Genomic DNA, 20,951 nt, shown 5'->3' on the forward strand with positions numbered 1-20,951 from the left:
GTGCCGTTTTTTCATAAAGGACAATATGCTATGATCAGACGTATTTCTTCTGGCGGAGAGTTTGAGGCGAAAGTCGGCTATTGTCGCGCGGTTGTTGCAGGCGGCTTTGTCCATGTCGCTGGCACCGTGGGGCAGGGGGATGATGTGGTGGCGCAGTGCCAATCTGCGTTGGAAACCATTGGTGCCGCACTCGAAGAGGTCGGCGCCAGCTTTGCTGATGTGGTGCGGGTGAACTACTACCTGCCGGACCGGGCAGAATTCGAACCCTGCTGGCCGTTGTTGGCGCAGACCTTTGGGGATAACCCACCCGCCGCAACGATGATCGAATGCAACTTGATCGACCCCAAGTTTCGGATCGAGATTGAGGTCACGGCGCTGGCGCCGGTTGAAGGGTAGCGTCGACAGGGCAGAAGCTGCTAGAATTCGAAGGCACGCATCGGTGCCGTTTCTTTGCGCCGTCGGTCCATCAGCTTCTGTAACTCGCTTTTCTCCGGTTCGGGCTCAAAGCCCAGCATGGTTTTCGCGGCGGTCAGTGTCTTCTCTGTCATCTTCTGCCAGTCTCCGGTCTCTGGTTCAGTCAGGCGAATTGTCTTGGGCCCTTGCGGGGCTGCCGTGCCATGGAGCATCAGGCTGGTGACCTGCATCAGATCCAGAACAGTAACGGTGACAATAAGGGTTGCGACCAGAGAAAGGATGAAGCGCACGGGCGGCCTCACTATTGGATGTTAAGCTTTCGAGATCAACATGGGCCGCAATTGTGGCCCGTTTGTGCAATTGTCCAAGAAGTTTTGCGACAATCCCCACGCGCGGGTGCGGCGTGTCTGGACCTTGGCGGCAAATTGCGCCATATCAGAAAGCGAAATTTTCGGAGGAACCGATGGGAATCCTGAACTCTCTCTTGCGGGCTGTAACCTGGTGGAACGGCTCGACCTTGAACACGCGTATTTTCACCGCCCGTAAGGGGCTCAAGGTGGGTGAAGACGATCAGGGCAACGTGTTTTACCGCAATGCCGATGACAGCAAGCGCTGGGTGATGTTCAATGGTGAGGTTGAAGCATCTCGTATTGGTGCGGACTGGCACGGCTGGTTGCATCGCACTTTCGATGAATTGCCAACGGACAAACCTCTTGTCCATAAGACTTGGGAAAAACCGCATCAGGAAAACCTGACTGGAACCATGTTGGCATATGCTCCGGCGGGGTCGATCCGTGCTGCAGGCGCTCCGAAGGAGCGTAGCGACTACGAGGCCTGGTCGCCCGAATAAACGGGCACTGGATATCTCAAGCTCATCATTCTACGGCGCCAAGGCAGGCGCCGCTGGTCTGTCTGAAATGGCTGACCGCAATACAGGCAGGGACTGAAACAGCATGTCGCATAACACCACTGAGGTTCTGGCAGGCGGTCTGGTTTTGGCAGCGGCCATCGGCTTCGCCGTTTATGCTGGACAGGCCGCGGGTCTGTCGCGGGGCGGCTCTGCCTATGAGTTGAACGCGTCATTCCGATCACTTGAGGGGGTCAGTGTTGGCACCGATGTGCGTCTTGCTGGCGTGAAAATTGGTACTGTTACTGGAGTGGAGCTTAACCCTCAAACATTCCGTGCGGACACACGGTTTTCGGTGAAAGAAGGGATCGAGATCCCCGATGACAGCGCCGTGGTGATTTCATCCGAAGGGCTACTTGGTGGTAACTTTGTCGAAGTGATGCCTGGTGGGTCTGTTTTTGCATTTGAAGCCGGCGACGCGGTTGAAGATACCCAAGGCGCGGTCAGCTTGATCTCGCTTCTGGTGAAATTCGTGGCTGGTGGCGGGGACGAAGGCTGATGCGCTTGGTGTCGGCATGTCTTGCCACGATTGTGCTTACTGCTGGTGCCGTGTGGGCGCAGGCGGCGGCGCAGAATGGGCAGTCTGCCGTGTTGCGGGGCCTTGATAAAGTGAACGGCCAGACACAGGATTTGGAAATCCCGGTGGGGGGCAGTGCCGAGATTTTTGGAGTGATTGTCAGCCTGATGGAATGCCGTTACCCGGCGGACAACCCGACCGGCGACGCATATGCCTATGTCACCGTCCGCAACCCCAACGACGCGACCGTGTATTTTGACGGTTGGATGATCGCTTCAAGTCCAGCGCTAAACGCGCTAGATCACAGCCGCTACGATATTTGGGTGATGCGTTGCAATAGCGTTTGAGGGTCAGGCAGCACCGGTGCCGCAAAATCGGCGTCAATGTCCAGCGCCGCGCGCAACTGTCTACGATAACTGGCGCGGGTAATCTCTACTGCTCCAAGCGACGCCAGATGCGGCGTCAGGAACTGCGTGTCACAAAGCACGAAACCTGCCTGTGCCAAACGGTCCAATAAATAGGCCAGAGCAATCTTCGACGTATCTTTACGACGCGAAAACATACTTTCCCCAAAAAATGCCCCCCCCAGGCTGACACCGTAGACGCCACCGGTGAGAGCACCCTCATGGTAGACCTCAAGCGAATGGGCGTTGCCCTGCTTATGCAAGTCGATATAGCGCGCGCGGATTTCCGGGTTGATCCAGGTTTCTGTTCGGTCCGCGCAACCATCCAGCACAGCAGAAAAGTTACGATTGATTGCAACCTCGTAACCGCCCTGTCGCAAGGTCTTGGCAAGTGAGCGGGACAGATGAAACCCGCCAATGGGGAATACGCCGCGGCGTTTGGGATCTAGCCAGAACACGTCTGGATCGTCCCGGCTTTCGGCCATGGGAAAGACACCAACGGAATAAGCGTGCAGCAGCAATTCAGGCGTGAGGGTCATGATGACAGTGTAGGGTTGGAAAGAGAGGTTGAGGAGCCGGAAAAGGCAACGATAGGTGGACGCAGGCGCACGTTGGCCTGAAAAAAGGGGCGACCGTTAAGATCGCCCCAAGATATCAACCATTCCCAAGATTGGTTTCTAGCCAATGCTCCAGCCAGTGAATGTTGTACTCACCGGTGTGGATATCTTTTTCTGCGAGCAGGGCATCGAACAGTGGCACTGTTGTGTCAACGCCGTCGACGATCAGTTCACCCAAGGCGCGGCTCAGACGGGCTAGTGCTTCGGGTCGGTCACGACCATGAACAATCAGCTTGCCGATAAGACTGTCGTAATAGGGCGGGATCGAATAGCCGTCATAAAGCGCAGAATCCATCCGAACGCCCAAACCGCCGGGGGCGTGATACTGGGTGATCCTGCCCGGGCACGGTGAGAAGTTCGGCAATTTCTCCGCATTGATGCGCACTTCGATGGAGTGACCGTTGATCTCAAGGTCGTCTTGAGTGAAGGACATTGGCAGGCCCTCGGCAACACGGATCTGTTCGCGGACCAGGTCGACGCCAAAGATGCTCTCCGTGACCGGATGCTCCACCTGAAGGCGAGTGTTCATCTCGATGAAATAGAACTCACCCTGTTCATACAGAAACTCGATGGTGCCGGCGCCGATGTAGTTGATCCGGGCCACAGCGTCGGCACAGGTCTTGCCGATGCGCGCGCGTTCTTCCGCCGTGATGCTGGGACCGGGGGCTTCTTCAAAAACCTTCTGGTGACGACGCTGAAGCGAGCAGTCCCGCTCGCCGAGATGCACGGCGTTGCCTTTGCCATCGCCGAACACCTGGATCTCAATATGGCGGGGCGTGGTCAGGTATTTCTCGATATAGACCTCGTCGTTGCCAAAGGCGGCTTTGCCTTCAGCCCGGGCAGTCATGAATGCCTGTTCCATGTCAGCTGCGGTTTGCGCAACTTTCATGCCGCGGCCACCACCACCGGCGGTGGCCTTGATGATCACAGGATAGCCGATTTCCGCACCCAGTTTCTGGGCGGTTTCCAGATCTGGTACGCCGCCATCAGAGCCTGGTACACAAGGCACGCCAAGTGCCTTCATTGTGTCCTTAGCAGTAATTTTGTCACCCATGACACGGATGTGTTCGGCGGTTGGGCCGATAAAGGTCAGCCCGTGGTCTTCAACGATCTGAACGAAATTTGCGTTTTCGGACAGGAAACCATAGCCGGGGTGGATCGCCTGTGCGCCGGTGATCTCGCAAGCGGAAATGATGGCGGGGATCGACAGGTAGCTGTGGGTGCCGGAGGGCGGGCCAATGCATACGGATTCATCGGCCATGCGCACATGCATGGCATCAGCGTCTGCGGTGGAATGGACGGCAACCGACTGGATGCCCATCTCCCGGCAGGCACGGATCACGCGCAGGGCGATCTCACCGCGGTTGGCAATCAGGATCTTGTCAAACATGGTGGACCCTTACTCGATGATGGCCAGCGGAGTTCCGAACTCGACCGCTGCGCCGTCTTCGACGAGGATACGTTTGATGGTGCCGGCTTTGGGGGCCGGGATGTGGTTCATGGTCTTCATGGCTTCGACGATCAGCAGGGTATCGCCTTCGGCCACCTGATCACCCACCTTTACAAAGGTCGGCGCGCCGGGTTCGGGCTGGGTATAAACGGTGCCCACCATCGGCGACGGCACAGCGCCGGGATGGCTTGCGGGATCGTCATTGGTGGCGGCAGGTGCTGCGGCAGGTGCCGCAGCGGTCGGTGCTGCCGGAGCGGCTGCGACTGACGCAGGGGCAGCATAGGCCTGTACTGGGGCTGCAGCAGCGATCATCTGGCGCGACACGCGCACATTCAGGCTGTCGTCTTCGCCGTAGTCACGTTTTACCTGCAGTTCGGTCAGGTCATTGTCGCGCAGCAGTTCTGCCAGCGCTTTGATGAAGGAGACATCTGCTTCGTGGGTCTTATTTGTCATTTTTGTCCTCAGCCGGTTCCGACAGGCCCACAGAACCCTGCGGGCATAAGATTTGAAGGCGCTTATAGGGCATGCTTTACCACAAGGAAAGCGCTGACAAGATGGACGCTAACATGGGCGTCCTTGAGCTGATTTGCAATCTTGCAGTGCATATCTATGTTCAGAGCGGCATTCCGGTTAATTTCGCCACCAGTTCGGGCAGCTTGCGGGCAGAGAATTTGACCAGAAGATGCGCGCGATGAGTCTCAATCGTCCGGTAGGAGAGATTTAGTTCTGCTCCGATTTCCTTGGCGGAGAGACCGCGACAGGTCAGGATTGCCACATCACGCTCACGCGGTGTGAGGCTGACCAAAGGCCGGTCGTCCGAGATATCGGCAAAGCTCCAGACACCGCTGCGAAAATGGTGCTCGGGCGTCAGAGACCGCCCCCGCACCCGGCACCAGAACAGATCTCCATCGCGCCGGCGCATGATCCGTTCGTCGTTATAATGCCCCGATTGGGCGTCGGGCTGTTGCAGCCGGTCGCCAATGCGTTGGAAATCTTCCTGGCTGGGGTATAGCTCAGCGATGGGCAGGCCGACATAGCTGCTGCTATCACCCCCAAAGGTTTCGGCAAACTGCTGGTTGCAGCGCTGGATCACACGTTGATCTAACAGGGCAATCCCCACTGGCGCAAATTCAAAGGCAAGATCGGTCATGGGCAGCAGATAACCGCTGTACAAGCACAAAGCAAAGCGAATTGAGCGGTCAAATGAGCGGTCGCGTACGGCGTAACTCTGTGCAAACTGCCGGTATCTGTACCGCGCAAAGCGGACAAAAAGGGGCTGATGCCACTGCATCAGCCCCAAGGTGCCAAGGCCGGCACATGAACCGGCCCGACGGGGAGTGTTGGGATCAGATGGCCAGATATTCGGCGCGCAGTTCTTCGTTCTCAAGAACCTCCGCTGCGGAGCCATCAAAGACAATGCCACCGGTATCAAGGATCACGGCACGGTCCGCCAGTTCAAGGGCGCGCACTGCGTTTTGTTCGACAATGACGGTAGTGATGCCTTGCTGCTTGATGTGGGCAAGGGTCTTTTCGATCTCATCGACGATGACGGGTGCCAGCCCTTCATAAGGCTCATCCAGTAGCAGCACCTTGATGTCACGCGCCAGCGCGCGCGCAATGGCCAGCATCTGCTGTTCGCCTCCAGAGAGGGTGACGCCTTCTTGCTTGCGCCGCTCGCCAAGACGCGGGAACAATTCATAGAGCCGCTCAAGCGACCAGCCGATGGGTGGTGCAATCTGTGCAAGTTGCAAGTTCTCTTCGACCGTCAGGCCAGGGATGATGCGGCGATCTTCCGGCACCAGACCCAGACCCGCGGCGGAGGCTTCGTGCGAGGACATCTTGTGCAGCGGCTGATGGTCGAGCCAGATCTCACCCTTGGTTACCATCGGTGAGCCAGTGCGCGCGATTGAGCGCAGGGTCGAGGTCTTGCCAGCGCCGTTCCGGCCTAACAGGGCGAGGATCTCGCCTTCATGCACGTTGAAGGAAATACCCTGCACGATGTAGCTCTCGCCGTAGTAGGCATGCATATCCCAGACCGACAGAAAGGCCGGTGCCGTGGTGGCGTGGTTGGCGTGTTTGGAAAAGTCGGGTTTGACGTTCATCTGTGATCTCCTTACGCCGACTCGCCGAGGTAGGCTTCGCGCACCTTCGGGTTGCCTTTGATGTTCTGCGGGTCGTCTTCCACCAGCGGAGTGCCCTGTGCCAGCACAGTGATCCGATCTGCCAGTGAGAACACGACGTGCATGTCGTGTTCGATGATCGCGATGGTAATGTCGCGCTCAGATTTGATCTGTTTTAGCAGGTCGATGGTGTTGTTGGTGTCGGCCCGCGCCATGCCCGCTGTCGGTTCATCCAGCAGCAGAAGGCGGGGTTCTTGTGACAGGCACATGCCAATCTCAAGCCGCCGCTTATCCCCGCGTGACATGGAGGCAGCATTCATGTGCCGTTTGTCGGCCATGTTCATCTCCTCCAGCATATGTTCTGCCTTCTCCAATATGTCGTGCTGGCCGGAAACGGCGCTGATCGCATTCATTTCAAAGGCGCCGTCACGTTTGGCAAAGCAGGGGATCATCATGTTTTCCAGTACCGACAGATCGCCAAAGATCTCAGGCGTCTGGAACACACGGGAGATGCCCATCTGGTTGATTTCGTAAGGCGCGCGGCCCAGGACGGATTTGCCATCGAACATCACCGATCCGGTGTCCGGGATCAGCTTGCCCACCAGACAGTTCAGCAGCGTTGACTTGCCCGCGCCATTGGGGCCGATAATGGCGTGGACCGTGTTTTCGCGCACACTGAGGTTCACATTTGATAGCGCCTGCAGGCCACCGAACCGCTTGCCCACGTTTTTGACTTCAAGGATACCCATTGGTCTTGCTCCTCATTCCGCAGGTTCAGTTTTGCCCGAAGGGCCGTCTTTTTTGGCTTTGCGCCCCTGGATCCAGCCGCGCAGCTTCTGTCCGCCTTCGACCAGGCCACCGGGCAGGAAGATCACCACCAGCATGAACAGGATGCCGAGGGTCAGGTGCCAGCCCTTGCCGATGAAGGGGTGAACGATGAAGACCATCGCATCTTCGATCCCGTCGGGCATGAAGCTGAACCAGCTGTGCAGCACGTTGTCGTTGATCTTGGAGAAGATGTTCTCAAAGTATTTGATGAAACCAGCGCCCAGCACCGGGCCGATCAGCGTGCCCGCACCTCCGAGGATGGTCATCAGCACCACTTCGCCAGAGGCGGTCCACTGCATTCGCTCAGCGCCGGCCAGCGGGTCCATTGAGGCCATCAGACCACCAGCCAGACCGGCATACATGCCCGAGATCACAAACGCGGCCAGCGTGTAGGGCCGGGTATTCAGACCGGTGTAGTTCATCCGCTGCTGGTTCGACTTCACGGCCTTCAGCATCAGGCCAAAGGGCGAGCGGAAGATGCGGATCGAGAGGTAAAAGGCGGCCAGCAGGATCAGCGCGCAAAGATAGTAACCCGCATTGAACTGGAACGCCCATGGGCCAACGGCCATCTCAAAGGTTGAGCGCATTTCCAGGCCAAAGAGGCTGGTCACCGGGATGGAGCCATCGGCGGTCGCCGACACGCCCAGAACACGGGGATCATCCAGCGTCAGCTGCAGGCCGGTCTCGCCATTGGTGATCGGGGTCAGCACCGAATAGGCCAGGTTGAACGACATCTGCGCAAAAGCCAGCGTCAGGATCGAGAAGTAGATGCCGGAGCGACGCAGGCTGACATAGCCGATCACCAAAGCGAACAGGCCCGCGACGATCACCGACAATATAATGGCGGGCACCACGTTCATGCTCAGCAGTTTGAACATCCAGACAGCTGAATAGGACCCGACACCAAGGAAGGCCGCATGGCCAAAGGAGAGGTAGCCGGTGAGGCCAAAGAGAATGTTGAAGCCAATTGCAAAGATGCCAAAGATCACAAACCGTTGCATCAAGTCGGGGTAGCCTGCGTTGAACTGCGCCAGGGCGCTGCCCGTCGGGAAGGGGTTCAGGATGAACGGTGCAAACAGGGTCAGGATGGCAACGACCAGCAGTAGCGTCTTGTCTTTTTTGTTGAGTGTGAACATGTGCTTAGTCCTCCATCACACCTTTGCGGCCCATCAGGCCCCGCGGGCGGGTGAGCAGAATGATGATTGCGACCACATAGATGATGATCTGGTCGATGCCGGGGATCAGGGATTTGATTTCATTCATCGAGGCGAAGCTTTCGAGCACACCGAGAAGAAACCCCGCCAGTACGGCGCCGGGGAGGGATCCCATGCCGCCGACAACAACCACAACAAAGCTCAGCACCAGAAAATCCATGCCCATGTGATAGTTGGGGGAGTTGATCGGGGTGTACATCACGCCAGCCAGACCGGCGACCGCAGCAGCGATACCGAACATGATGGTAAAGCGGCGGTCGATATTGATACCTAACAGGCCCACGGTCTCCCGGTCGGCCATGCCTGCGCGCACCACCATGCCAAATGTGGTGAACTGCAGGAAGGAGAAGATGCCGCCGATGATGACCACAGCAAAGAAGAAATAGACCACGCGCCAAACCGGGTAGACAATGTCCATCCCGATAACGGAGCCTAGGTTGACAACACCGTTCAGAGCGTCCGGGGCAGGGGTCTGGATCGGATTTGCGCCGTAGAAGTATTTCACCACCTCCTGCAGCACGATGGCGAGGCCAAAGGTCACCAGGATCTGGTCTGCATGGGGGCGCTTGTAGAAATGCTTGATCAGGCCGCGTTCCATCACGTAGCCGACGCCGATCATGATCGGGATGGCAAATAGGATCGCAAGCGGTACGGCCCAGTCAATGATTGCACCGCCCACCTCGGGGCCGAACCAGCTCTCGACATAGGGGGTTTTGACCTTGAGCGGATTGCCCAGAAAGTCCTTCTGGGTTTCATCCACTGTTTCAAAGCTGAGGCTCAGGACCCGTTGCACGGTGACCGCACAGAAGGCGCCGATCATGAACAGCGCCCCATGGGCAAAGTTCACCACGCCAAGCGTGCCAAAGATGAGTGTCAGACCCAGCGCGATCAGCGCATAGGCCGAGCCCTTGTCGAGCCCGTTTAAGATTTGCAATAGGATTGCGTCCATTGTCCCCACCTTCGGTTGGTCCGTCTGGAATTGGCATAAGTCGGCTGTTCAGCGCCGCTGGCGCTGGTCCTGTCGTCGTGAATTGTCGGGCAGGTTGACGCCGGGAGATTAGCAGGGCGGGCACATAACCTGCGCCCGCCCCATGTCTGCGATCAGGCGCCGCTGTTGCAGGTGCCGAGGGCACCGCCTGCAAACATCGGATGGTCCGGCGCGTAGGTCACCTGTTCCGCCGGGGTCACTTCGACAACTTCAAGCAGGTCGAACTCCGAGGTCGGGTTTTCCTTACCACGCACGACCAGCACGTCTTTGAAGCACTGGTGGTCTTCAGCGCGGTACAGCGTCTTGCCATTGCCGAGACCGTCGAACTCAAACCCTTCGAGGGCTTCGACGACAGCACAAGGGTTGAACGAGCCGGCCCGTTCAACTGCGTCTGCATAAAGCAGCGTCTGACAATAAACGGTGTGTGCCGCCTGGCTCGGTGGGAAGCCGTACTTCGTGCCGAAGGAGCGTACGAAGGCTTGCGATCCTTCGTCCTGTAGCGACCAATGCCAGTTGGTGGAACCGTGGATGCCTTTTACGTTGGCGCCCGCACCTTTGGCCATCAGGCGGGAATACAGCGGAACAACGATTTCGAAGTTCTTGCCGTTTACAACCTTTTCACGCAGGCCGAACTGCACCGCATTGGTGAGCGAGTTCACCATATTGCCGCCATAGTGGTTCAGCACCAGCACGTCGGCGCCGGAGTTCAGAACCGGAGCAATGTAGGACGAGAAGTCGGTTGCCGCCAGCGGCGTGCGCACCTTGTTCACGGTGTTCCATCCCAGCGACTCGGTGGCAGCGGCGATGGATTCTTCCTGGGTCCAGCCCCAAGTGTAGTCCGCCGTCAGGTGATAGGCGTTTCGGTCGGTACCATAGAGATTCTTCAGCACCGGTGCCAGTGCAGCACCCGACATATAGCCGTTGAAGAAGTGACGGAAGCCGTTTGCCTTCTTGTCCTTACCAGTGGTGTCGTTGGAGTGTGTGAGACCTGCCATGAAGATTACGCCAGCCTCTTGGCAGAGGCCCTGTACAGCAATCGCCACACCGGAGGATGAACCGCCGGTGATCATAACGGCGCCGTCCTTTTCGATCATCGACTTGGCCGAAGCACGGGCTGCGTCAGATTTGGTTTGGGTGTCGCCGGTGACGAATTTGACTTCCTTGCCCATGATCCCGTTGCCCTGAAGTGCCTTGGACGAGAAGGTATTCATCATGCCGCTGTCGCCACCGCCATTCAGGTGCTCGACCGCAAGCTGATATGCGCGCAGCTCGTCCGCACCCTCATCAGCGTAGGGGCCAGTCTGGGGCACGTTGAAGCCCAGCGTTACGCTGCTGCCTGTCGGTTCATTGGTGAAAGCGGCCGCAGAAGACGCGGTAAAGATTGTCGGAAGCGCAACGCCGGCACCAGCCATGGCACCGGTCTTTAGGACCCCGCGACGCGATACGTCAGTCTTGGACATGTAATCCTCCCATTTGTGTAATGACGACAACAGCTCCTCACTTCCGCTGACGCCCGCACGTTTTCGTGCAAAATCAGTATGGGCGTGACTTGTAAAATGGCGCAATAAAACCCTTGAAACGCAAGTTTATTCTGTAAATAAATGAACAGATGTTAAGTGTTTTCTGTAAACAAACTTATGTTGCAGTGCAGAAAGCCCTTGATCCGCCAAGCTTTTGGGAAGGGGGCGTCATGGGACGGGACACGCTGACAGGAAGCCGCATTCGCGAACGCCGGTTGATGCTGGGGCTGCGGCAGGCCGATCTGGCGCGGCAGGTGGAAATCTCGGCCTCCTATCTGAACCTTATTGAACACAATCGACGCAGAATCGGTGGCAAGCTGCTGGTTGATTTGGCGCGTATCTTGGCTGTTGAGCCCTCAATGCTAACCGAAGGGGCTGAAGTGGCGTTGCTGTCGACGCTGCGCGAAGCTGCCGCCGATCTTGTACAGCCTGTGGCAGAACTGGACCGGGTTGACGAATTTGCAGGCCGGTTTCCGGGCTGGGCAGAGGTGCTGGCGCAGGGGCAGCAGCGCATTGCCAGTCTGGAAACGACAGTGCAGACGCTCTCGGACCGGCTGACCCACGATCCGCAGCTTGCCGCGTCACTGCATGAGGTTCTGTCAACGGCCGCGGCCATCCACTCCACAGCCTCCATTTTGGCAGAACCGGGGGAGCTGGAAACCGAGTGGCGCGATAGATTTCACAAGAACCTCAACGAAGATTCCCAGCGATTGGCGGAAAGCAGCCGCGCCCTGGTCAGTTTCCTGGACGAAAGCAGCACCTCTGCTGAACGTCGTGGGGTGCCGCAGGAGGAGGCCGAGCATTTCTTTGCCAGTCATGGTCACCATTTCCCGCAATTGGAAGAAGCTGCATCAGACGCGCGTGGGGCCGTTTCCGAAACGCTTATTCAGGAGGCTGACAGCTTGGTCAGCGAAGCCGGTCGGAGCATAACCCGCGCGGCATTGGCGCAGTATTGTTCTGATGCCAAAGCGATGCCGCTGACGCCGCTGGCTGCGGTCCTTGCGCAGCAGGGCATTGCTCCGATGGCGTTGGCGCGGCATTTCGGGTGTGACATGCCGACAGTTCTGCGCCGACTTGGAGCCTTGCCCCAAAATGTGTTGGGGGGCGAAGCGGGGCTGGTGATCTGTGATGCGTCAGGTTCCATCCTGTTTCGCAAACCTGTAACTGGATTTGCGTTGCCACGCTTTGGTGCGTCCTGTCCGCTCTGGCCACTCTACACTGCATTGTCCCGCCCACAGGAACCGGTACGCCGGGATGTGGTTCAACACGGGCGCAATGCGGTTGGCTTTGATTGCCTTGCCGTGTCCTGGCCACGCCAAAGGCCGGATTTTGACAGCGATCCGCTCTATCATGCGGTTATGCTGATTTTGCCCTCGCGGACAGTTTCAGACCGCGCGCAACCGGTCGGGGCCAGTTGCAGGATTTGTTCGCGCAACGCCTGTCCTGCGCGGCGTGAACCATCGATCCTGAAGGAAGAGTTTTGACAGCAGCGCAACTGCAACGCTACTGTTGCGCCAGGGACAAAGACGCCTTGGGTCAATGACCCTACGGGAGACAGGGCGTAGGGGAGGAATATCCATACAATGGGCAGGCATGTTGTTCTTGTTGAAGACGAGCCAAATATCACCGAGGCGATCCGTTTTCTGCTGACCCGCGATGGTTGGCAGGTGGATACCCATGCCGACGGCAATGACGCGGTAGAGGTGATCTGTGCCGCCAAGCCGGATCTGGTCATTCTGGATCTGATGTTGCCGGGCAAGAGCGGGCTGGAGATAATTCGCGAGCTGCGCAAAAGCGCAGTGGTGCCGGGATTGCCGGTGCTGATGCTGACCGCCCGGGGACAATTGCGCGACCGTGAAATGGCGGAACAGGCCGGGGTTACCCGTTTTATGACCAAACCATTTGCCAACAACGAAGTGCTGACGGCGGTGCGCGATCTTCATGCACAGGCCGCGATACGCCGTGCTGATATCCCTGATGCAGATCCGGATGTGGTGTCGGTTGATTTGACTGAGCAGGCCGGTCAGGGATGATCCGAGGCGACGGTGCCGAAGATGAGGGCGAGACAGCTGCGCCATTTGTTGCACGCAAGACCTATCGCCGTAGACGATTGATGGATGTTGCGAAGTTGCTGCCGGTGCTAGGGGCGCTGTTGTTCGCGGTGCCTTTGATGTGGCCGGACGCGGATCCCTATCCTGCACCCGATAGTGTTAGCGGTATGCCGCTGTCGCAGGCGATGATTTACATCCTCGTGGTGTGGGCCGGTTTGATACTGGCCAGCTTCTTCTTTGCTATGGCTGTGCGCCGGTGGGCCGAGCATTGGACCGAGGGTGGCGAAACAGGTCGTGGCGGAGACCCAGACTGATGGCATCGCTCAATGTTTTGCTGCTGGTCTGCCTGGCATACGTTGCTTTGTTGTTCATTGTGGCCTTTGCCGCGGATCATCAGGCCAGTCACGGACGCGCCCCGCGATGGATGCGATCACCATTGATCTACACGTTGTCGCTGTCGATCTATTGCACAGCCTGGACGTTTTACGGCGCTGTTGGCTACGCGGCACGCTCCGGGCTTGAATATATCACCATATACCTGGGGCCGACGCTGGTCATGATCGGATGGTGGTGGGGGTTGCGAAAGCTGGTGCGTATCGGGCGCAGCCAGCGGGTGACCTCCATCGCGGATCTTCTGTCGGCACGTTACGGTAAATCGAACATGCTGGCGATTGGGGTGACCATTTTAGCAGTCATCGGCACGACACCCTATATTTCCCTTCAATTGCAATCTATTACGCTGTCGTTTTCAATCTTTGCAGAAGCCGACCCGTTGCGCAGTGTCAATGCCACCCAAACCGTGTTCTGGGTGGCGACCGGACTGGCAGCCTTTGCGATCCTGTTTGGCACCCGCAATCTCAATGCTAATGAACGACACCACGGTGTGGTCACGGCCGTTGCACTTGAGGCGGTGGTAAAGCTTGTTTCACTGCTGGCGGTCGGGGTCTTTGTCGTCTGGGGCATTGCAGGTGGTGTGGGCGAAACCATGGCACGGATAGATGCATCATCCATAGGTCAATGGCAGGTCGATGGCGGGCGCTGGGCGGCGATCACCTTTCTCTCCGCTGCTGCCTTTGTTTGTCTGCCGCGCATGTTTCAGGTCATGGTGGTTGAGAATGAGGACGAGCGTCACCTGCGGGTCGCAGCTTGGGCTTTTCCGCTATACCTCCTGCTGATCTCCATCTTTGTGGTGCCCATCGCGGCAATTGGCCTGGAGTTATTGCCCGTTGGGTCGAATCCCGACCTCTTTGTGCTGACCTTGCCTTTGGCTGAAGGGCAACAAGGATTGGCCATGCTGTCTTTCCTCGGAGGGTTTTCTTCGGCCACATCAATGGCGATTGTGGCGGCTATGGCGCTGTCGACCATGGTATCTAATCACATTGTCATGCCGATCTGGCTGCGCTCGCAGGAAGTGGGGGCGTCAGTCTCGGGGGATGTGCGCAATGTGGTCCTGCTGGCACGTCGGCTGTCGATCGCTGGCGTCATGGCACTTGGGTATTTTTATTATACGCTGTCGGGTGGTGGTGATGCGCTGGCTGCAATCGGGCTGGTATCCTTTACCGGGATTGCGCAGATGTTACCCAGCCTAGTGGGCGGGTTGTTCTGGCGTGGAGCGACGCGTAGCGGTGCCCTGGCTGGACTATCTGTCGGGTTTTCGGTTTGGCTATACACAATGCTGCTGCCAGAGCTGGGCGGCGGGCTGCTACCGGTAGGTTTTTTGTCTGAGGGGCTGTTCGGCCTATCTTGGTTACGGCCTCATGCGTTGTTTGGCATCGAAGGGCTGGATGCGACCGTTCATGCGGTGCTTTGGTCGATGACGCTAAACACCGCGGCGTTTATGACAGGATCGTTGCTGACCTTCCCAAGCCCGCTGGAACGGTTGCAAGGGGCGCAGTTTGTACATGTGTTTGAGCATTCCTCAGGTCCAAGAGGGTGGACAGGTTCGGTGGCGCAAAGCGAGGATCTGATGATCATGTCGCAGCGCATTCTTGGGGCAGGCGAGGCGCAGAAATTCTTTCAGGGCGAGCTGGCGCGGCAGGGCGGGCGCGGCCCACTACCCGAGCCGACACCGGTATTTCTGGAGCGTCTGGAACGTGAGCTGAGCGCCTCTATTGGGGCTGCAGCGGCCCACGCGATGGTCGGGCAGATTGTTGGTGGGTCGTCCGTTTCAGTACAGGACCTTCTGGCGGTAGCGGATGAAACCGCGCAGATCCTTGAATATTCTAGTCGACTGGAAACCCAATCAGAAGAGCTGTCAAGAACGGCGCATAAGTTGCAAGAAACAAATGAAAAACTTACACAACTGTCGCAGCAAAAGGATGCGTTTCTAAGTCAGGTCAGCCATGAACTTCGTACGCCTATGACCTCTATTCGGGCTTTTTCGGAGATCCTGCGTGATACGGAGAACCTAGAGGAGAGCGATCACAGTCGCTATGCGGGTATCATCCATGATGAGGCCCAGCGGCTTACCCGTTTGTTGAATGATCTTCTGGATTTGAGCGTGCTGGAAAATGGCCAAGTTAGCTTGAATGTTAGCGCTGGGCGGCTGGGTGATATTCTGGACCATGCGGTGGCGACGGCGCTTGCAGATGGTTCTGACCATCTGTTGGTTCATCGCGATGCTGCAACCGATGATATGCGGTTGTCCTCTGATCTGGATCGATTGGCGCAAGTGTTTATCAATCTGATCGCCAATGCGGATAAATACTGCACTGCGGCTGATCCGGCGCTGCAAATTTTGGCGCGGCAAGACGGTCACCGGCTGTTCATAGACTTCATCGACAATGGCGAGGGTATTCCGCAGAATCTACGTACGATGATCTTTGAAAAATTCTCGCGCGTCAGCCCGGAACGGGCAGGCGGGGCGGGGCTTGGATTGGCGATCTGTCGCGAGATCATGCAGCGTCTTGGTGGCGATGTGATTTATCTATCGGGACAGGATGGCGGTGCCTTTCAGGTTTCCTTACCGCTTCGTCAGGAAATGCCTGTCTAACTGGTTATCGTAAATTTATTGGTAACCACTCTTGAGGTAAACCTATGGCAAAGCGGTGTGATAGGGGCAGGTTTACAACCTATGTCTGAAACGAAAGCGGAATCAGCAGCGAATGGTGGCGGCGGGGTCTTAGCTCGCAAATTGGCAGCCACCAAAGAGGGAAAAGGCGGGCTAACCAGCTCGCTTACCCTTAAGGCTTTGCGCCGCTCGATTGCGCGGTCGGCTGCGGATCTATGTGATCTGCCCGTGGCAGTGATTGCTGCCCGTCAAGCAAATCGAATTCCCGAGGATTTGGCTGCTCACCTGTCTGACAAGCATCTTCTGGTGGTGCTGGATGGTCCCAATGGCCGTATTGGAGCTGCGACGCTGGACGCGCCAACAGTAACGGCGCTGATCCAACAGCAGACTATGGGCCAGGTGCTCGGAAAAGCTCCAAGCGAACGCAATTATACGCCTACAGATGCGGCCATGGTTGCAGACTTTCTGGAGCGGACCTTTGGCAAGGTTGTGTCCATGCTGGCCCAGCAGAAGGATGAGGCAATCTTTTCGGGCTACCGCTTTGGTGCCCAGGTGGAAGATGTGCGCAGCCTGGTATTGGGGTTGGAGGCCGAAGATTATCGTGTGATCGAACTCACACTCGACCTCGCCTGTGGTCAGATGCAGGGTCATCTGACCCTGATCCTGCCTGAGCCCTCTGCCGAAGATTTGGGACAGGCGGGGCAGGCGGCTCATGCAGCGGGGCCGTCGTTGGGCAGTAATCTGGGATCCATGCGCGCGGAACTGCGGGCTGTGCTGTGCAAAATGAAAGTTCCCGCAAATGAATTCTCCTCATTAGAAGAAGGCGATCTGCTGCCATTGGATCAGGCGTTTCTCTACGAGACTGAAATGATTTCGATCAGTGGCCAAGCCATCGCACAAGGCCGTCTTGGCCAGATGAACGGTGCCCGAGCGGTACGTCTGACTGATTCACGCACCAAACTGGTTAGTGATCGCGCAGCCGATGAAGGGGCGTTCTCCACCCATATGGGGGGCGGAGTTCCCGCATTAGATCATGAGGCACCTACCTTGGATCTGTCGGTTGCGGCTCATGGCTTGCAGGATCCGATGGATGGTCTGGGCGGTGGCATGGGCGATGGGCTTGGCGATTTCGGAGGCGATCTGGGCGGCGACTTTGGTGGCCCTGTCGGTGATTTAGACGCTGGTCTTGGTGGCGATTTGGGCGGCGAACTGGGTGGTGATTTGGGTGGCATGCCCATGGCAGGCGCGCTTGGAGATGGTCTGGGCGAGGGAATGTTGGGTGAACTTCCGGACCTTGGTGCAATGCCTGTGGGTGATGACCTAGGGGATGGGTTTGATGATGGCCTGGGTGATTTCAGTTCTGACGCAACGGCAGTGGAAATCTCTGACCTGGCAGGTCTAGGGGCGGGCTCGTGATAGGCGATCAATAGCTCTGGGTACCGGACACGTAGGGCAGCAAACCATCGTGTCCGCCTCGATAAAGGCAGACCCGTGTTTTGCTAATTTCCGGCAAGATCCATTGCGCGTATTTCGAAAAATCGAGAAAAAGCGCCAGGATATCTGCTGTTTTTTCAAGGCGTTATAAAGAAAAGCTGATCTTAGTCGGGCTTGCTGGCACGAGCGCGCCAGCGATCTATTGCAGACTGTTTGTGTTCAGCCAGTCTGCGCCGCAGCCGCAATCAGTGTCGGTCGAAGCCCATCCAGCTGATACCCCGCTTCTGCTGTCTTCGCGATAATATCATCCACCGGCATCTCCGACGCTTGGCTAAGTGCCCAGACCACCGAGCAACGGGTGCCAGAGGCACAGTAGGCCAATACCGGCCCGCTTGAACTTTCGACCAAAGCCTGCTGCTTGGCGACATTGTCCGGTGTCATCGTCTGATGGGTCAGCGGCAACACTTCGAACCGGAGACCCAGGGCCTCGGCAGCGGCGCGGATGGTCTCTGCCTGATGACTAGGCGGGACCTCGGCATCAGGTCTGTTGCATATCACGGTGGTAAAGCCAGCCTCAGCCAGCTGCGGCAGGTCCTCGACCGAAATCTGTGGCGAGACGGAATAGCGGGGGGTCAATGTGCGTGCGTCCATAGGGTTGCCTTTTATGTGTTTGCTGCGGTGCGGTCCAGTCGCACAATCACCGGCGCCGCCGTGATCATACCTGCAATCATCGCTACCATAAAAATGACGCCACCAAACCCGCCATAACTGAGTGCAGCCATCGCTGGGCCGGGACAAAGACCGGCTAGTCCCCAGCCCATACCAAATAGGGTCGAGCCGAAGATAAGGCGACCGTCAAGATCTTGTTGGGGCGCAATTGGAAACGTACCGCCAGTCAGCGGAGCACGTCCGCGCGTGAGCCGCCATGCCAGTACCATTGGAAGGATCGCACCGCCCATAACAAACGCCAGCGTCGGGTCCCATTGGCCAAAGACATCGAGCCAGCCCTGAACCTTTTGGGTGTCGGTCATGCCGGATAGGAGGAGGCCAAGACCGAACAAGCCACCCGCGGCGAAGGACACAATAAGGCGCATCAGATCAGCCCCCAGATATGGCGAAACAGAGTCACCGTCACACCTCCTGCAAAGATATAGATGAGGGTCGCGAACAGGCCGCGTAGGGACAAGCGGGAGATCCCGCAGACCCCGTGACCAGAGGTGCAGCCATTGGCAATCCGTGTGCCCAGCCCCACCAGCAGACCAGCCGCAATGATCACCGAAATATCTGATGTCAAATGGGTCTTGGGAGCCTCCCCCATGATCATCCAGAGGGCAAAGGGAACCAGTACGACACCCGTGATGAAGGCGATGCGCTCGGCGGCTGTACTGCGACCGCTGCCGTCTACCAACCCTCCCAGGATGCCGCTGGCGCCCATGATGCGACCATTGCCCAGTAGGTAAATCGCGCCGCCTGTGCCAATCAGCCCACCGCCGATCAAACCCCAGATCCAATCTGCTTCCATCATCATGCCCTCTCTCGCCTCAATACCCCGGTGGTTGATTGTGGGGGGGCGAATTCCAAGTACGTGGTTTAAATACGTCGGAAGCCTGAGTGCCGCTTCGCAGCTCGACGCATCAGAGCTTGTTTATCGGTAACTTGAGGTAGACATTGCCGTCATCGTCGGATTCCGGCATCTGACCAGCCCGCATATTGACCTGCAAAGAGGGCAGGATCAGACGCGGCATACCCAGTGTCGCGTCGCGTGCGTCCCGCATCGCAACAAAATCCTCGATCGGGCGTCCCTGTCCGATGTGAACATTAAGCGCTTTCTGCTCACCCACGGTCGTTTCCCACGCGTAGTCGTCGCGACCTGGTGCCTTGTAGTCATGGCCAACAAAGATGCGCGTCTCCTCAGGGAGGGCCAGGATCTTCTGGATCGACTGGAATAGAGCCTCGGACGAACCGCCTGGAAAATCGCAACGGGCGGTGCCAAAATCCGGCATAAACAGCGTATCGCCGACAAAGGCCGCATCGCCAATCACATAGGTCAAGCAGGCAGGTGTGTGACCGGGCGTGTGCAGTACATCGCCGCGCAATTGGCCAATGTGAATGCTGTCGCCCTGTTTGAACAATGCATCGAACTGGCTACCATCGCGCTGGAATTCTGTTCCTTCGTTGAAGACCTTGCCAAAGGTATCTTGAACCATCGTAATATTGGCCCCGATACCAATTTTTCCGCCGAGACGTTCCTGCAGATAGGGCGCCGCAGAGAGATGGTCGGCGTGGACATGGCTCTCAAGGATCCATTCCACCCGGAGATCTTGGTCCTGTACCCAAGCGATCATGGCATCGGCGGATCGCGTATCGGTTCGCCCCGCAGCGTGGTCGAAATCCAGCACGGAATCGATCAATGCACAGGCTGTGCCATCAGGCTCCTGGACTGCATATGATACGGTGTTTGTTTGTTCATCAAAGAACGCTTTGACGATCGGCTTCATGATGGATCTCCTGCTGTCTCGTTATACATATAAGGAAATATGAATATATTCAAGGCTGCCCGCCAAAACATTTGCTCGCCATGACTTGCATGAGAGTACATACGCGTTATGGTTGATCTTGCTCAAAGTCACGTTGCGATAGCTTTGCTACAATGACGTTGGTGGCTTTATGAGTTGCGATGACTTGTGCCTATTCGCAGCATTTGGACAATGAAAACAGGCGTATTGCCGGTTGTCCTTGTTTCTGCGTGCACCGGATGTGGCTGCCGACGTGGCTGAATGCACCGGACCTCAGGGAGGGATTCATATGACCAATGACGACGTGGAGATCGAAATTCTGATGCAAACAGCCGAAGGGCTGGAGCGTGAGATATTGGCAGCACACCGACTGGATCGATTGTCGCTTCGCCCTGAATTCAATCGTGTACTGGCGCAGTTGCGCGTGGGACACGCCCGTGTACCGAACCGGATGGTGCGATTGGGCCAAATATTGAACGAAGAGGCGGCTGAGGATCTGTTCGACAATATGCCGGTCTGAGATTGCGCGGCGTTTGGCCCGCCGGGGCCGTGTCTGTGACGCGAGCGGCGCAAATATTGGCAAAAAGCGTATCGCTCGCTACGCCATATTGACAGCACATGCCTCGCTTGAACGCGCTTTTTCCTTATCGTTCCTGAGCGGGGATGCCCTAACCCAGTGTCAGCCCTAGCATGACCAGCATCAGACCGATGACTGATAAGAAGAGGGCGCCGAGATTGTAAGGCAGCACCTTTTGAACCACGGCACGCAATGCGTCGTCGTCAAGCTTTTGCCGCTTGGCTTGCATCACGCGGACCACGCTCCACATCAGCCCGACCAAACCAGCCACAGAAACAGCCGCACCGGCCCAAACCAGAATCTCGTACATCGCAATCTCCGATGACAGCGCATCTCGGCGCGTGTTTGTTTTGGCAGCGCCTACCCGATTGCTGTTGGCAGGGC

25 protein-coding genes are annotated in these 20,951 nt (G+C 57.4%); 10 read left to right on the forward strand and 15 right to left on the reverse strand.

The features are described from left to right. The first annotated feature begins 30 nt into the window (after positions 1–30). Entirely contained in the window at positions 31–396 is a 366-nt protein-coding gene (locus PhaeoP97_RS06195; protein WP_072504337.1) for a RidA family protein, read from the forward strand. Between the two features lie 20 nt (positions 397–416). Here the strand turns inward: PhaeoP97_RS06195 and PhaeoP97_RS06200 are convergent, their stop codons facing one another. Then, the gene (locus PhaeoP97_RS06200; protein ID WP_072504338.1) at positions 417–704 is read right to left on the reverse strand and encodes a hypothetical protein; all 288 of its coding nucleotides are present in this window, start codon (positions 702–704) and stop codon (positions 417–419) included. A gap of 173 nt (positions 705–877) precedes the next feature. Here PhaeoP97_RS06200 and PhaeoP97_RS06205 point away from each other — a divergent pair, with 173 nt between their 5' ends. From PhaeoP97_RS06205 to PhaeoP97_RS06215, 3 genes are all read left to right on the forward strand, one after another. Beyond that, the gene (locus PhaeoP97_RS06205) at positions 878–1,264 is read left to right on the forward strand and encodes an NADH:ubiquinone oxidoreductase subunit NDUFA12 (RefSeq protein WP_072504339.1); all 387 of its coding nucleotides are present in this window, start codon (positions 878–880) and stop codon (positions 1,262–1,264) included. Between the two features lie 103 nt (positions 1,265–1,367). Continuing rightward, positions 1,368–1,820, forward strand: a complete 453-nt coding sequence (gene mlaD, locus PhaeoP97_RS06210; RefSeq protein ID WP_072504340.1) for an outer membrane lipid asymmetry maintenance protein MlaD — start codon at positions 1,368–1,370, stop codon at positions 1,818–1,820. Beyond that, positions 1,820–2,185, forward strand: a complete 366-nt coding sequence (locus tag PhaeoP97_RS06215) for a DUF2155 domain-containing protein (RefSeq protein ID WP_072504341.1) — start codon at positions 1,820–1,822, stop codon at positions 2,183–2,185. The genes mlaD and PhaeoP97_RS06215 overlap by 1 nt, the downstream gene beginning before the upstream one ends. Here PhaeoP97_RS06215 and aat read toward each other — a convergent pair. The 9 genes from aat to PhaeoP97_RS06260 all read right to left on the reverse strand — a co-directional run bounded on the left by aat (position 2,149) and on the right by PhaeoP97_RS06260 (position 10,919). Beyond that, positions 2,149–2,781, reverse strand: coding sequence for a leucyl/phenylalanyl-tRNA--protein transferase (gene aat, locus PhaeoP97_RS06220; protein ID WP_072504342.1), 633 nt, complete (start codon positions 2,779–2,781; stop codon positions 2,149–2,151). The two genes, PhaeoP97_RS06215 and aat, sit on opposite strands and share 37 nt — an antisense overlap. Before the next feature lie 115 nt (positions 2,782–2,896). Beyond that, complete coding sequence (gene accC / locus PhaeoP97_RS06225) at positions 2,897–4,249, reverse strand: acetyl-CoA carboxylase biotin carboxylase subunit (RefSeq protein WP_072504343.1); 1,353 nt, start codon at positions 4,247–4,249, stop codon at positions 2,897–2,899. A gap of 9 nt (positions 4,250–4,258) precedes the next feature. Further along, positions 4,259–4,762, reverse strand: coding sequence for an acetyl-CoA carboxylase biotin carboxyl carrier protein (gene accB / locus PhaeoP97_RS06230; protein ID WP_072504344.1), 504 nt, complete (start codon positions 4,760–4,762; stop codon positions 4,259–4,261). Positions 4,763–4,922: 160 nt separating this feature from the next. Continuing rightward, entirely contained in the window at positions 4,923–5,459 is a 537-nt protein-coding gene (locus PhaeoP97_RS06235) for a PAS and helix-turn-helix domain-containing protein (RefSeq protein WP_072506331.1), read from the reverse strand. 196 nt (positions 5,460–5,655) lie between these two features. Then, on the reverse strand, positions 5,656–6,411 hold the full coding sequence (locus PhaeoP97_RS06240) for an ABC transporter ATP-binding protein (RefSeq protein ID WP_027247504.1): 756 nt from the start codon (positions 6,409–6,411) through the stop codon (positions 5,656–5,658). 11 nt (positions 6,412–6,422) lie between these two features. Beyond that, the gene (locus PhaeoP97_RS06245; protein WP_072504345.1) at positions 6,423–7,178 is read right to left on the reverse strand and encodes an ABC transporter ATP-binding protein; all 756 of its coding nucleotides are present in this window, start codon (positions 7,176–7,178) and stop codon (positions 6,423–6,425) included. Between the two features lie 12 nt (positions 7,179–7,190). After that, complete coding sequence (locus PhaeoP97_RS06250) at positions 7,191–8,393, reverse strand: branched-chain amino acid ABC transporter permease (RefSeq protein ID WP_072504346.1); 1,203 nt, start codon at positions 8,391–8,393, stop codon at positions 7,191–7,193. Positions 8,394–8,397: 4 nt separating this feature from the next. Then, the gene (locus PhaeoP97_RS06255; protein ID WP_072504347.1) at positions 8,398–9,420 is read right to left on the reverse strand and encodes a branched-chain amino acid ABC transporter permease; all 1,023 of its coding nucleotides are present in this window, start codon (positions 9,418–9,420) and stop codon (positions 8,398–8,400) included. A gap of 152 nt (positions 9,421–9,572) precedes the next feature. Next, a complete protein-coding gene (locus PhaeoP97_RS06260) occupies positions 9,573–10,919 on the reverse strand; it encodes a substrate-binding protein (protein ID WP_072504348.1) in 1,347 nt (448 codons plus the stop codon). Between the two features lie 230 nt (positions 10,920–11,149). On the opposite strand from PhaeoP97_RS06260, the gene PhaeoP97_RS06265 reads away from it, so the two are divergent. The 5 genes from PhaeoP97_RS06265 to PhaeoP97_RS06285 all read left to right on the forward strand — a co-directional run bounded on the left by PhaeoP97_RS06265 (position 11,150) and on the right by PhaeoP97_RS06285 (position 17,456). Next, positions 11,150–12,463, forward strand: a complete 1,314-nt coding sequence (locus tag PhaeoP97_RS06265) for a helix-turn-helix transcriptional regulator (RefSeq protein ID WP_072506332.1) — start codon at positions 11,150–11,152, stop codon at positions 12,461–12,463. Between the two features lie 99 nt (positions 12,464–12,562). Next, a complete protein-coding gene (locus PhaeoP97_RS06270) occupies positions 12,563–13,012 on the forward strand; it encodes a response regulator transcription factor (RefSeq protein ID WP_072504349.1) in 450 nt (149 codons plus the stop codon). Further along, positions 13,009–13,344, forward strand: a complete 336-nt coding sequence (locus tag PhaeoP97_RS06275; RefSeq protein ID WP_072504350.1) for a hypothetical protein — start codon at positions 13,009–13,011, stop codon at positions 13,342–13,344. The genes PhaeoP97_RS06270 and PhaeoP97_RS06275 overlap by 4 nt, the downstream gene beginning before the upstream one ends. Next, positions 13,344–16,022, forward strand: coding sequence for a sensor histidine kinase (locus tag PhaeoP97_RS06280; RefSeq protein ID WP_072504351.1), 2,679 nt, complete (start codon positions 13,344–13,346; stop codon positions 16,020–16,022). Before PhaeoP97_RS06275 ends, PhaeoP97_RS06280 begins: the two co-directional genes overlap by 1 nt. A gap of 81 nt (positions 16,023–16,103) precedes the next feature. After that, positions 16,104–17,456, forward strand: a complete 1,353-nt coding sequence (locus PhaeoP97_RS06285; RefSeq protein ID WP_072504352.1) for a FliM/FliN family flagellar motor C-terminal domain-containing protein — start codon at positions 16,104–16,106, stop codon at positions 17,454–17,456. Positions 17,457–17,693: 237 nt separating this feature from the next. On the opposite strand, the gene PhaeoP97_RS06290 is transcribed toward PhaeoP97_RS06285, so the two are convergent. The 4 genes from PhaeoP97_RS06290 to PhaeoP97_RS06305 form a co-directional block, all read right to left on the reverse strand. Beyond that, positions 17,694–18,125 (reverse strand): protein tyrosine phosphatase family protein, encoded by a 432-nt coding sequence (locus tag PhaeoP97_RS06290; RefSeq protein WP_072504353.1) that lies wholly within the window; start codon positions 18,123–18,125, stop codon positions 17,694–17,696. Positions 18,126–18,136: 11 nt separating this feature from the next. Further along, complete coding sequence (locus PhaeoP97_RS06295) at positions 18,137–18,568, reverse strand: DUF6691 family protein (protein ID WP_072504354.1); 432 nt, start codon at positions 18,566–18,568, stop codon at positions 18,137–18,139. Continuing rightward, positions 18,568–18,996 (reverse strand): YeeE/YedE family protein, encoded by a 429-nt coding sequence (locus PhaeoP97_RS06300; RefSeq protein WP_072506333.1) that lies wholly within the window; start codon positions 18,994–18,996, stop codon positions 18,568–18,570. The genes PhaeoP97_RS06295 and PhaeoP97_RS06300 overlap by 1 nt, the downstream gene beginning before the upstream one ends. 112 nt (positions 18,997–19,108) lie before the next feature. Further along, positions 19,109–19,972, reverse strand: coding sequence for an MBL fold metallo-hydrolase (locus PhaeoP97_RS06305; RefSeq protein ID WP_072504355.1), 864 nt, complete (start codon positions 19,970–19,972; stop codon positions 19,109–19,111). A gap of 307 nt (positions 19,973–20,279) precedes the next feature. On the opposite strand from PhaeoP97_RS06305, the gene PhaeoP97_RS06310 reads away from it, so the two are divergent. Further along, the gene (locus tag PhaeoP97_RS06310; protein WP_072506334.1) at positions 20,280–20,510 is read left to right on the forward strand and encodes a hypothetical protein; all 231 of its coding nucleotides are present in this window, start codon (positions 20,280–20,282) and stop codon (positions 20,508–20,510) included. Between the two features lie 148 nt (positions 20,511–20,658). On the opposite strand, the gene PhaeoP97_RS06315 is transcribed toward PhaeoP97_RS06310, so the two are convergent. Then, complete coding sequence (locus PhaeoP97_RS06315; RefSeq protein WP_072504356.1) at positions 20,659–20,877, reverse strand: hypothetical protein; 219 nt, start codon at positions 20,875–20,877, stop codon at positions 20,659–20,661. Positions 20,878–20,951: the final 74 nt, after the last annotated feature.

This window comes from Phaeobacter porticola (assembly GCF_001888185.1).
Classification (GTDB): Bacteria; Pseudomonadota; Alphaproteobacteria; order Rhodobacterales; family Rhodobacteraceae; genus Phaeobacter; species Phaeobacter porticola.

Bases quoted from the DNA above. Each gene is read 5' to 3' on its own strand.
- PhaeoP97_RS06195 (WP_072504337.1), top strand. From the start codon at position 31: ATGATCAGACGTATTTCTTCTGGCGGAGAGTTTGAGGCGAAAGTCGGC.
- PhaeoP97_RS06205 (WP_072504339.1), top strand. From the start codon at position 878: ATGGGAATCCTGAACTCTCTCTTGCGGGCTGTAACCTGGTGGAACGGC.
- mlaD (WP_072504340.1), top strand. From the start codon at position 1,368: ATGTCGCATAACACCACTGAGGTTCTGGCAGGCGGTCTGGTTTTGGCA.
- PhaeoP97_RS06215 (WP_072504341.1), top strand. From the start codon at position 1,820: ATGCGCTTGGTGTCGGCATGTCTTGCCACGATTGTGCTTACTGCTGGT.
- aat (WP_072504342.1), bottom strand. From the start codon at position 2,781: ATGACCCTCACGCCTGAATTGCTGCTGCACGCTTATTCCGTTGGTGTC.
- accC (WP_072504343.1), bottom strand. From the start codon at position 4,249: ATGTTTGACAAGATCCTGATTGCCAACCGCGGTGAGATCGCCCTGCGC.
- accB (WP_072504344.1), bottom strand. From the start codon at position 4,762: ATGACAAATAAGACCCACGAAGCAGATGTCTCCTTCATCAAAGCGCTG.
- PhaeoP97_RS06235 (WP_072506331.1), bottom strand. From the start codon at position 5,459: ATGACCGATCTTGCCTTTGAATTTGCGCCAGTGGGGATTGCCCTGTTA.
- PhaeoP97_RS06240 (WP_027247504.1), bottom strand. From the start codon at position 6,411: ATGAACGTCAAACCCGACTTTTCCAAACACGCCAACCACGCCACCACG.
- PhaeoP97_RS06245 (WP_072504345.1), bottom strand. From the start codon at position 7,178: ATGGGTATCCTTGAAGTCAAAAACGTGGGCAAGCGGTTCGGTGGCCTG.
- PhaeoP97_RS06250 (WP_072504346.1), bottom strand. From the start codon at position 8,393: ATGTTCACACTCAACAAAAAAGACAAGACGCTACTGCTGGTCGTTGCC.
- PhaeoP97_RS06255 (WP_072504347.1), bottom strand. From the start codon at position 9,420: ATGGACGCAATCCTATTGCAAATCTTAAACGGGCTCGACAAGGGCTCG.
- PhaeoP97_RS06260 (WP_072504348.1), bottom strand. From the start codon at position 10,919: ATGTCCAAGACTGACGTATCGCGTCGCGGGGTCCTAAAGACCGGTGCC.
- PhaeoP97_RS06265 (WP_072506332.1), top strand. From the start codon at position 11,150: ATGGGACGGGACACGCTGACAGGAAGCCGCATTCGCGAACGCCGGTTG.
- PhaeoP97_RS06270 (WP_072504349.1), top strand. From the start codon at position 12,563: ATGGGCAGGCATGTTGTTCTTGTTGAAGACGAGCCAAATATCACCGAG.
- PhaeoP97_RS06275 (WP_072504350.1), top strand. From the start codon at position 13,009: ATGATCCGAGGCGACGGTGCCGAAGATGAGGGCGAGACAGCTGCGCCA.
- PhaeoP97_RS06280 (WP_072504351.1), top strand. From the start codon at position 13,344: ATGGCATCGCTCAATGTTTTGCTGCTGGTCTGCCTGGCATACGTTGCT.
- PhaeoP97_RS06285 (WP_072504352.1), top strand. From the start codon at position 16,104: ATGTCTGAAACGAAAGCGGAATCAGCAGCGAATGGTGGCGGCGGGGTC.
- PhaeoP97_RS06290 (WP_072504353.1), bottom strand. From the start codon at position 18,125: ATGGACGCACGCACATTGACCCCCCGCTATTCCGTCTCGCCACAGATT.
- PhaeoP97_RS06295 (WP_072504354.1), bottom strand. From the start codon at position 18,568: ATGCGCCTTATTGTGTCCTTCGCCGCGGGTGGCTTGTTCGGTCTTGGC.
- PhaeoP97_RS06300 (WP_072506333.1), bottom strand. From the start codon at position 18,996: ATGGAAGCAGATTGGATCTGGGGTTTGATCGGCGGTGGGCTGATTGGC.
- PhaeoP97_RS06305 (WP_072504355.1), bottom strand. From the start codon at position 19,972: ATGAAGCCGATCGTCAAAGCGTTCTTTGATGAACAAACAAACACCGTA.
- PhaeoP97_RS06310 (WP_072506334.1), top strand. From the start codon at position 20,280: ATGACCAATGACGACGTGGAGATCGAAATTCTGATGCAAACAGCCGAA.
- PhaeoP97_RS06315 (WP_072504356.1), bottom strand. From the start codon at position 20,877: ATGTACGAGATTCTGGTTTGGGCCGGTGCGGCTGTTTCTGTGGCTGGT.